Annotated in this window: 6 protein-coding genes; 2 read left to right on the forward strand and 4 right to left on the reverse strand. The window is 37.5% G+C overall.

Annotation, left to right across the window (positions count from 1 at the left end; all coding sequences use genetic code 11):
* Positions 1–584 precede the first annotated feature (584 nt).
* On the reverse strand, positions 585–1,931 hold the full coding sequence (locus H4J57_RS06075) for a serine hydrolase (protein WP_182203206.1): 1,347 nt from the start codon (positions 1,929–1,931) through the stop codon (positions 585–587).
* Between the two features lie 456 nt (positions 1,932–2,387).
* Entirely contained in the window at positions 2,388–3,038 is a 651-nt protein-coding gene (locus H4J57_RS19800; RefSeq protein ID WP_220470274.1) for a DVUA0089 family protein, read from the reverse strand.
* Positions 3,039–4,135: 1,097 nt separating this feature from the next.
* On the opposite strand from H4J57_RS19800, the gene ompR reads away from it, so the two are divergent.
* Both ompR and envZ read left to right on the forward strand, forming a co-directional pair.
* Positions 4,136–4,861, forward strand: a complete 726-nt coding sequence (ompR, locus tag H4J57_RS06085; RefSeq protein ID WP_070375641.1) for a two-component system response regulator OmpR — start codon at positions 4,136–4,138, stop codon at positions 4,859–4,861.
* A gap of 58 nt (positions 4,862–4,919) precedes the next feature.
* Complete coding sequence (envZ, locus tag H4J57_RS06090) at positions 4,920–6,215, forward strand: two-component system sensor histidine kinase EnvZ (RefSeq protein ID WP_182242256.1); 1,296 nt, start codon at positions 4,920–4,922, stop codon at positions 6,213–6,215.
* A gap of 170 nt (positions 6,216–6,385) precedes the next feature.
* On the opposite strand, the gene pckA is transcribed toward envZ, so the two are convergent.
* A complete protein-coding gene (gene pckA / locus H4J57_RS06095) occupies positions 6,386–7,996 on the reverse strand; it encodes a phosphoenolpyruvate carboxykinase (ATP) (protein ID WP_182242257.1) in 1,611 nt (536 codons plus the stop codon).
* Positions 7,997–8,469: 473 nt separating this feature from the next.
* Entirely contained in the window at positions 8,470–11,034 is a 2,565-nt protein-coding gene (locus tag H4J57_RS06100; RefSeq protein ID WP_182242258.1) for a penicillin-binding protein 1A, read from the reverse strand.
* Between the last annotated feature and the right edge of the window lie 93 nt (positions 11,035–11,127).

An 11,127-nucleotide genomic window follows, 5' to 3' on the forward strand; every position in this document is an offset into this window, starting at 1 on the left:
CGCTATCCGTGAAGGTGGTCGTACTGTTGGTGCTGGTGTTGTATCTAAAATCATCGCATAATTGCAGATTTTAGTTCTCACGAGAACTTAAAGAAAAGACGCTTAGGCGTCTTTTTTTATATCTAGATTTTAGCAAAACTGTCAAAGTTGCCAAGACAGAGCAGGTGTTGTATCGCTATACTTGAAAGAGGCATCGCATAATTGCAGATTTTAGTGCTCACGATAATTCAAGAAAAGACGCTTAGGCGTCTTTTTTATATTTAAATTTTAGCAAAACACAGAGCAGGTTATTTCTACAGAGTAAATATCACCGTATCTTTATAGATATGTGACTGCGTATAATGATTGATATTATCAATCACCAAATGAGATTGACCACTGATGATCACTTTTGCCACATTCGAGACATTAGGTAATTGAGTTAAAACTGAGATTAGGATTAGTTTTCGTATGGATAATATCGAAATAATCAGCATTTAAACTGTAAGTTAACCTCTGCAAAAAATAAAACTAACGGTAATTTGACAAACTTGAAAAGTCATATTCATAGAGTATTTAGTTTTTCCAAGTTAAATTCCTACAAATTATAGCTTCACTGCTTTTTGAGGAGTAGATGATAGTCTTGGGTAATAGCTCAATGTAAGCTTTCCTGTATCATCTTCATCAATAACAAAATAGGCTAATGTACCTTTGTAGAAAAAGCTGTTTAGAGACATTGGGATTACTTCATAAGGTAATGAATCATCTCTTTTAGTGTATATAACTCCTTCTTCAACGAACAATGTACGTATTGAGTCGTTATCTACTTTATAACGTCCCAACAATTTATTAAGTTGAGTTTGTTCAATATCAAAGCGGCTATAGCCAGGGTGATTAATAGCAAACATTTCAGCCGATAATAATAGAGTCAAATTGAAAGGTTTTGAGGAGCCGTCATTACTCAATACTGCAATATAAATATCCTCTTCAGGGAAATACACTGAACTAGTTCTAAAACCAGGAGTTCCCCCTTGATGAATAATTGCTTTACGTTCGTGGATTTTAATATTGTTTAATCCAAAGCCATAACGAGATGAACTTCCATCATTAAGTTTAAACTCTGTAATCATCACCTTATAACTTTCTGCTGAAATCAGTTTTCCTTGGCTCAGGCTGCGATACCAAGTGGCCAAATCGTCAACTGTTGAAACTAAACCTCCAGCAGAAAAAGCCCATGATACATCTACTGGATTTGCTTTTTTAATAACACCTTTACGTGTTCGATAATAACCTATCACGCCTTTTGAATTTGAATCCAGCCCGCCATAATGGCTGTTATTCATGCCTAATTTATTAAATATGTTACTTTCTATAAATTGACCATAAGTTTGCCCGCTAACAATTTCAATAATTTTACCAAGCAACAGATAGCCTGTATTTGAATAACTCATCTTTTCACCAGGCTGAAATTTAATTTTTTCCTTCAGCAATAAAACCATTAATTTTTCTAAAGTTGTTGATGTCTTTCTATGTACCGCTATTTTTTTCGGGTTTCTGTAAAATCCTGAAGTATGACTCATTAGGTGTTCGATTCTTATTTCATTTTGTTGCGGTGGGAAGTTTGGAAAATATTTGCGAATATCATCTTTTATGGATAATTTACCCTGCTCTTGCAGCATCAATATAGCCGTGCTCGTAAATTGTTTTGTTATTGATGCAAGTTTGAATTCACTGTTTGTCTTTAGTACCCTTCCAGACTCAATATTAGCCATGCCGTAAGAACCACTATATATAGTTTCCCCACCTTTGGTCACGATGACAGACACTCCCGGTCCTTTTTCATCAACATGGCTCCTTAAAAGCTTATCAAAGCTTAATGAAGAGCTTGCAAAACATTGGCCAGCTAGAATAAAAACTGCTATTAGAGAAAGTTGAATTAGACCTTTGTTCATAACGTTCCTTGTAAATTATAGTTATTTCAACGGGGGAGATTGTCATATTAGCGTATTTTTACAGTTAGATTGTATAACCAATAATTTATAAAGTAATTCATTAGAAAATATATCGCAAAAAACTTATCTCTAAAGTCAGCAATGCGCACCAAGAAGTCTTAAGCATTTGATAATTTACAAGCAAAAAAGTGAACGACTTAGTGTTGAGTGATTAGGCTAACTAATGCCACAGAGCGGTCATTAGAAACGATAAAGTATGGGAGCATTTTTTGATCGCTTTGTGACGGTAAGCAGACATTAGGAAACACATTCGTCGACTAATGCAGCTTTAAGGGTAAAAAAAAGCATCAACCAAATTGGCAAATGCTTCTTGATGATTATCGACAACATTGGGTTACATGGGTTTATGCAGGCATACTGTCATCGATAATTAATTTTGATATTGAATCAGTAAATTTAAGATTGTTTCTTAAATCGACGTGACGCTAAACCCATTATTCCTAATGCAAAAATAGCAAGTGTTGATGGTTCTGGTACTTGGCTTACACCGTTTATAACACTCACGTTTGACACGCTACCTCCGTTAGCTGTGAACGTTAATCTCCAGTCACCATGATCCAACTCTCCACCAGTTTCCCTGTTGTTATAGAGCCTGTTAGTATCGTAACCCTGTAAAGCTTCTTGTTCTGAATAGAATAATTGTCCCACTGTGACCATGTATGTGCCTGCGGTCGCAAATGTGTAATTGATCAAACTATCATACCCATGGAGGCTATCACGCCCCACGGATGAATAATCATCATTGGCGGTGAGGTTTGATGTGCCTGCGAACAGCCTCATATAATTGTCAAATCCGGTAATCTCACCATCGCCATTTAAATCCGTATTGTTAATTTCTCGTACTAACGAGTCGATTGTGAGTGACGTTCCTGCACTTACATAGAATGAGATCTGGGAAATCAATGAGTCATCGATTGCTGAATCGTTATCTCCATCAATATTTCTAATTTCACCACTTACTATAAGTCCGGCATTAGCTGAGTTAACTAGACAACTCACAGTAAATACTAATCCTGCTAATGTAGCTTTTAAAACATTAAATTTCATTTTATATCCCTTTCAACTCATTTTGAGTGAAGTTAGTTAATTTATTCTCGTTTTTATACTTAACTTAAAGAGTGCAAATACCATACCAATGAAGAAATATGCATAAGTTACAATAGGATAATAGCTTGAACGTGTTTTAATAATGCAATACTGTAAATTTATCTGACACTATATAATTCACCAACCCTTTGAATTAATGCCTTAAAATTTACTGGTATAAATTTAGATTGATTTTAGTGCAAAATTATTAGGTGGTTTATTTTCACTAGCAACGGCATAAAAACCAGTGATGGTAATTAACCATTTGAATACCACTATAGAGTATTATGTTCAACGCATATCACCGCCTAGCAACTGACTTTTAATCAGTTGTCTTGAAATGTCATCCGTTGGTATTACTATAAACTCAAGCTGGTGACTTTAGACAACAAGTTACATTATCTTATATTTGTGGATTCCGAATTAAACAAGATAATAAAATTTAATATATGGGTACTAAAGGAGTTTTATCCTTTGTTAGTGAATATGAACTCCACAGTCGACTTTGAGGCTTAAACCTGCCCCCACAAATGAGCAGTAAATTTCGGTTATTGTTACCCTGAATATCATTATGATTTTGCAAAAGCTAAGGTCAGCTTATGGCTATCAGTTGACCTAAAGAACAACCAATAGCTAACGTCAGCAATGCGCACAAAGTGATCCTAAATATTGCTGATCGAGTCTCAAATATTATGACCAAAAAGTTGTCTTTTGAGAAAGCGATTTTGGCTGTATCCCTTTAAAAGTAATCAACCGTAAATAAGACTAATATCAATCATTATGCATAGTCACAGATATAGGTTTTAACGTGTTCAATGTGGCAAAAATGATAAGTTCTCGATAACAAAAAAGTAATAATAAGTTTCGTGGTTATTTGATGATTGAGCACTTCAATAATTAAACCTAGTCACACAGAGTAAGTGTTGTATCTCCTTATGCTTGTAAAAAGGCAAATTTCATAAATTGTAACAAATACATTAACTTTAATTCTTAAAGGCAGCTTTATTATTACTTTTTTTAGATTATAGTGAACAGATGATTGTTATAGGATGACCCCGATGAGTAATGAAACTAAAAAGATATTAGTAGTTGATGATGATATGCGCCTTCGAGCGCTTTTAGAGCGATATTTAGTTGAACAAGGTTTTGCCGTGCGTACTGCGGCGAGTTCAGAGCAAATGGATCGTTTACTTGAGAGAGAGAACTTTCACTTGTTAGTCTTAGATTTGATGTTACCTGGCGAAGATGGCTTATCTATATGTCGTCGCTTACGTCAACAATCTAATGATATGCCAATTGTCATGTTAACCGCCAAAGGTGATGAAGTTGATCGTATTATTGGGTTGGAACTCGGTGCTGATGATTACATGCCAAAACCTTTTAACCCAAGAGAATTATTAGCGCGAATTAAAGCTGTATTGAGACGTAGGGTACAAGAAGCTCCTGGCGCTCCTTCACAAGAAGAGAACATTGTTTCTTTTGGTGAGTATCAACTTAACCTTGCCACTAGAGAGATGGTAAAAGGTGATATTAATATGCCTTTAACGAGTGGCGAATTTGCTGTTTTAAAAGCCCTGATCACTCACCCGAGAGAGCCACTGTCTCGTGATAAACTGATGAATTTAGCGCGTGGTCGTGATTATTCAGCTTTAGAGCGTAGTATCGATGTACAGGTGTCACGTTTAAGAAGAATGTTAGAAGTAGATCCGGCAAAACCTCGTTATATTCAAACGGTTTGGGGTTTAGGTTACGTCTTTGTGCCTGAAGGTAAAGAAGTCAATTAGTGCATTTAACACCGTTACCTACCTTATATAAGATAAGACCTTACTATGGATGTAAACCATGAAAATATTGCCACGTAGTGCCTTTGGGCAAACCGTACTCTTGATTGGTTTTTTACTCTTGATTAATCAAGTTGTTTCTTGGGTATCTATGGTTTATTACATCATCCAACCTAATACTCAGCTAACTAATGAGTTGTTAGCAAAACAAGTACGGGTTGTGCTTATTGATATTGATGATGATCTGCTTAGAAAGGCATTCTCAAGATCATTTCAAGAAAAAACGGGCATTGAAGTTTATCGTGAAAGTGACGCATTATCGTCAGGGTTGGCAGAAGCTACCTATCTTGCGCATCGCTCTAAAGAGATGTCAAAATTACTTGATGGTGATGCTGAACTGAGACTGACCCAAGGAGGGGAGCAATATATATTCTGGATCAGGCCTCCGCAAGCGCCACATTATTGGATCAGAATTCCCCTTTCAGGTCTAGAAGAAGCAAACTTTTCTCCGCTTACAGTGGTGTTAATGTTTCTGGGCCTATTAAGTGTCATTGGCGGCTGGTTGTTTGTTCGGCAAATAAATCGTCCTTTAAAAGCATTACAAAAAGCCGCAGAAGATGTCGGGCGTGGCGAGTTTCCTCAGCCATTAGCCGAGTTAGGTACCACTGAAATTGTTGCGGTAACTCAAGCTTTTAATCATATGTCTCGAGGTATAAAACAGCTTGAAGACGATCGTAACTTATTGATGGCCGGAATTTCTCATGATTTACGCACGCCATTAACCAGAATTCGCCTTGCGGCGGAGATGATGTCAACACAAGATGAGTTTTTAAAAGAGGGTATCGAAGGCGATATTGATGATATGAACAGTATTATTGATCAGTTTATCGACTACATTCGACATAACAGTAAAGATAAGCCTGAGCTTTGCGATCTCAATCACTTAATTAATGATGTGATGCAAACCGAACTTATTTATGGTCGGAAGATAAATTTTTCAGAGCAAGAACTACCTGAAATACCGCTACGCTTTGTTGCGATGAAGAGAGCGGTTGCTAATATTATTCAGAATGCCTTACGTTACTCTGATGGAGATATTGATATTATTACCGGGATTTCAGCGGATAAAAAGTCAGTGTATTTCTGTGTGTCTGACAACGGCCCTGGTATTCCTGAAGAAGATATAGAACGTTTGTTCCAACCTTTTACGCAAGGGGATAAAGCGCGAGGCACAGAAGGAAGTGGTTTAGGCTTAGCGATAATAAAGAAGATAGTGAATACCCATGGTGGTGATGTTCTGTTAACTAACCGTACTGAAGGCGGTTTATCAGCCAAGGTTTTATTACCCATTAAATAAATTTTCTGAAATTCACATAGTAACCGTGCGTTGCACAATGGACTGATGCCATAGAAGGGATGTCTCACTAAGAATGGTCATGCTGTGATGACTGTTCATCCTGAACAGAAAAAAGCCGCTAAACGTTAAGTTTAGCGGCTTTTTAGTGATAACATTTAAATATTAAGTCTTTATAGCTGAGGTCCAGCATCGACTAATGACTTACCATTATCAGTATCAGTAAACTTACTAAAGTTTTTAACAAAGCGCTTAGCTAAATCTTCTGCTTTAGTGTTCCACTCTTCTTTATCTATGTAAGTATCACGAGGGTCAAGAATATCGCCTTCAACCCCTGCAACACTCGTTGGGATTTCTAAATTAAATAACGGTAAAACAGTAGTTTCAGCGCTATCTATAGAACCATCTAGAATCGAATCAATAATCGCACGAGTAGCCTTTATTGAGATACGTTTACCCGTACCATTCCAACCGGTGTTAACTAAGTAAGCTTCAGCACCAACGGCTTGCATACGTTTACGTAGAACTTCAGCATACTGAGTAGGGTGCAAGCTTAGGAAGGCTGCGCCAAAACAACTTGAGAATGTCGGAGTCGGCTTGGTAATTCCACGCTCAGTTCCAGCAAGTTTAGCTGTAAAACCAGATAAAAAGTAATATTCAGTTTGTGCGGGGGTTAACTTTGAAACAGGTGGTAATACACCAAAAGCATCGGCAGTTAAGAAAATAACTTTTTTCGCATGACCAGCACGAGAAATAGGCTTAACAATATTTTCAATATGATCAATTGGGTAAGACACACGGGTATTTTCAGTTTTTGAGTTATCATCAAAATCAATTTTACCGTGCTCATCAACGCTAACATTTTCTAATAATGCATTGCGACGTATCGCATTATAAATATCAGGTTCATTTTCTTTGCTTAAGTTGATCGTTTTAGCGTAACAACCACCTTCAAAGTTAAACACACCATTATCATCCCAGCCATGTTCGTCATCGCCGATAAGTTGACGCTTTGGATCTGTAGAAAGCGTTGTTTTACCTGTACCTGATAAGCCGAAAAATACCGCTACATCGCCTTCTTCACCGACGTTTGCACTACAGTGCATTGAAGCAATACCTTTTAAAGGTAATAGGTAGTTCATCATTGAGAACATACCTTTTTTCATTTCTCCGCCGTACCAAGTACCGCCGATTAATTGAATTTTTTCAGTAAGGTTAAAGGCAACAAAGTTTTCAGAGTTAAGACCTTGTTCTTGCCATTTATCGTTAGTTGTTTTAGCACCATTCATTACGATGAAATCGGGTTCGTAATCTTTCAACTCTTCATCTGAAGGGCGAATAAACATGTTTTTAACAAAGTGAGCTTGCCATGCAACTTGAGTGATAAAGCGAACTTTTAAGCGTGTATCGGCATTAGCACCACAGTAAGTATCGACAACAAATAAACGCTGTTTAGAAAGTTGAGTAGTCACTAAAGTCTTTAAATGATCCCAAGTTTCTTGCGTCATTGGTTTGTTATCATTCTTACCTTGATCAGACCACCAAACCGTATCACGGCTAGTATCATCACGAACAATATATTTATCTTTAGGTGAGCGACCGGTAAAAATACCCGTATCGACGTTAACCGCACCAAGTTCGGTTTCTATGCCTTTATCAAAACCAGTCAGTTCAGACTTAGTTTCTTCAGCAAAGAGTAACTCGTAAGACGGATTGTAAACAATCTCGGCAACATCATTGATGCCATATACAGATAAATCAATTGAGCTTTCTAAAGAAGCCATAGCGAATACTCTCCTAAAAGTACGACAGTGAACATTTTGTGTTAAACATGTTTGAGAACGCAATTTTAGGCGATTATTAGACAAAACGAAAGTAAAATTTCTTTCGTTGTGAAAGTTTTCACTATAACTTTCATTTATAGTGGTAGGGGGGAAGATACGGTGACTGAGTAATTAAACTAAATATTTTACCATTAGAACCATGTTGATTTATTTTAATTGTTTTATTACAACAGCTTATTGCTGGTTTTGCTTTGTGGGAGAGACTGTAAATTATGCTGTTGATTCGCATAATCTACAGTGAATTTATTTTTGTAAAAGGAACAAAACAATTAAATAAATGTTTTGTTCTGTAAGGAATAAGTTGCAAATGAAAGTTATAAAAGTCAAAAGCTGACAATAGCGACAAGTTACAGCAAGTATCTAACTAACATTTGTCAGGCGACTAATGATATCGGAAGAAAATTACTGTCTGGTTAAAATATATCGCCGTTACTACTCTCATCAAAAATACGTGAGCCATCAAGTATTTCACTACTATTATCTTGTGTTACCGATTCTGTTGGTGCGGTGCCAAACTGAAAGTATTCAAAAAAGCTGGTTTTATCTGTTTTATTGGTCAGTTTACCGCTGCTTTTATCAATGCGTACTGACACTATATCAACAGGCTGAATAAAAGGTTCTTCAGGATGAGCAACTAATGCTACTTCCATAAAGTCTATCCAAGCTGGTTGTGCTGATTTTGCACCAGCTTCGCCACCGGTAATTTGATATTTATCGAGATTGCTATTATAACGTGTTTTACCCAAACTTCTGCCAGGGTCATCAAAGCCTACCCAAGAAGTAGTGACCAATCGACGGCTAAAGCCTGAAAACCACGCATCTTTTGATTGATTTGTTGTCCCTGTTTTTCCTGCAATATCATGTCGTTTTAATGTTTGTGCGCGCCATCCTGTTCCTCGCCAAAACGGTTTCATTTGATAATCTGAACCCCAAATTGCCGCATTTAATGCTTGTGTCACTAAAAAAGCGTTCTGCGGGCTAATCACTCGTTCAGCTTTAATAAGTGGACGTAGGTCTTTTTCAGCTAAAAGCTCAACCGGGACTGAGGAATTATTAATATCTCGTTGCTTAATTTCTAGTGAACATATGTCACAGGCAATAGCTGGATTTGCTTGGAAGAGGACTTTACCAAACGAATCTTCTATTCTATCAATTAAATAGGGTCTGATTAAATAGCCGCCGTTCGCGAAGGTTGCAAATCCGGTGGCCACTTCTAATGGTGTTAGAGATGCAGAGCCTAGAGCAAGTGTTTCGTTTCGTGGTAAATCGTTGGGCACAAAGCCAAAGGCTGTTAAATGCGGAATTATTTTGTCTAATCCAACCGCTCTTAATAGTCTAACAGCGATAACATTTTTAGATTGTGCAAGTGCTAATCGAACCCGAATGTCGCCGTTATAAATAGGGGGAGAGTTTTCTGGACGCCAAACTGAACCTGAACTTTCATCCCATTGGTTAATTGGCGCATCATTGACGAGTGTGGCTAAGGTAAAGCCATTATCTAAAGCGGCGGAGTAAATAAAGGGCTTTATGTTAGAGCCCACTTGTCGTTTTGCCTGTGTAACTCGATTAAACTGGCTTTGCTGAAAGCTAAATCCGCCAATAGCTGCTTTTATCGCACCATTATCTGTTGATAAAGAGACGAGAGCAGAACTCACTTCTGGTAGCTGGCTTAATGTAAAACCCTGCGCGGTTTTAATAACAAAGACAACATCGCCATATTGGAGTATTTCATTGGCAAGCTTAGGTGCAGCGCCCTGTTTTTCATCATTAATAAATTCGCGTGCCCACGACATGCCTTGCCATAATATATCGCCTTCTTGCAAAGTGATGTGGTTATTATCTTGATGACCTAAAAATTTAATCGTCGCTGACTGTTCAGCAATACCTGTGATCACAGCAGGAAAAAGTGTTTGATAATTATCGATTTTATTAAGCGCTTTGATAACTTCATCATCGCTGAGCTCAGCTACCTTATCAATAGTACTTGTATTTTCAGTTAACTCTGGGCGTAAAGAAACGACTGCGCCACGATATCCATGTCGCAAATCGTATGACAGTAAGTTATCGATTACTGCTTTTTGTGCTGCTCTTTGAAAGTCTGAGTTAACCGTTAGATAAACATTGTAGCCACCGGTATAGGCAAGCTCTTTTCCATAGAGATCGACCATCTCTTGGTGTGCCATCTCTGCTATGTATGGCGCATTCAACTCAATTTCTACACTGTGTCTCTTGCCGGTAATAGGGGCTTGGTTTGCTTGTTCCATCTCTGTTGAGTTGATATAGCCTGCGCTATACATACGCTGTAAAACAATTGCGCGATTGGTCTTGGCGTTATCAGGCGAACTTATAGGGTTTCTGTTAGAAGGTGCTTTAGGTAAACCAGCAAGTACCGCTATCTGTGCCAGTGTTAAGTCTTTAACATCTTTACCGTAATATACTTGTGCTGCTGCGCCAAAACCAAAGCTACGATGACTTAACGGTATTTTATTCATGTACAGGGCGAGTATTTCATCTTTTGTGAGTAAACTTTCAATATGGAAAGTTAAAAATATTTCACGGATTTTTCGAGTGTAGGTTACTTCAGAGGATAAGAAAAAGTTTCGTGCCACTTGCATGGTAATGGTACTTGCACCCCCTTTGTTTTGTCCCATCAGTTTACCGAGTACAGCTCTGCCTAGTCCAATTGGGTCGACGCCAAAATGTGAATAAAAGCGATCGTCTTCACTGGCTAAAATGGCGTTAATCAGTTGTTGTGGAAATTCGTTAAGCTTTAAGGGGATGCGTTTTTTTTCGCCAAACTGATTGATTAACTTATTATCGGCACTAAAAATTTGCATCGGCGTTTGCCATTGCATGTCTTTTAATGAAGTCACACTGGGCAATTCACTGCGCATTGATAAATATAAAGCGGCTAAAGACAAACAAGCTAAAAATATAAAGATTAGCCCTACTTTTATGAGACGTTTAAATAAAAGCACTAAATTTTTCTCTCAATATTGGACAAAAAAACGATTAATAACACTAGTATATCCTTTAAAAGCATGTAATAAATGTATTTATCTCAGGTTTAT

This window comes from Colwellia sp. BRX8-7, assembly GCF_014077275.1.
GTDB lineage: Bacteria > Pseudomonadota > Gammaproteobacteria > Enterobacterales > Alteromonadaceae > Colwellia_A.

What these genes read in the sequence shown, in the direction of transcription:
- H4J57_RS06075 (WP_182203206.1), bottom strand. Translation starts at nt 1,931, where the DNA reads ATGAACAAAGGTCTAATTCAACTTTCTCTAATAGCAGTTTTTATTCTA.
- H4J57_RS19800 (WP_220470274.1), bottom strand. Translation starts at nt 3,038, where the DNA reads ATGAAATTTAATGTTTTAAAAGCTACATTAGCAGGATTAGTATTTACT.
- ompR (WP_070375641.1), top strand. Translation starts at nt 4,136, where the DNA reads ATGAGTAATGAAACTAAAAAGATATTAGTAGTTGATGATGATATGCGC.
- envZ (WP_182242256.1), top strand. Translation starts at nt 4,920, where the DNA reads ATGAAAATATTGCCACGTAGTGCCTTTGGGCAAACCGTACTCTTGATT.
- pckA (WP_182242257.1), bottom strand. Translation starts at nt 7,996, where the DNA reads ATGGCTTCTTTAGAAAGCTCAATTGATTTATCTGTATATGGCATCAAT.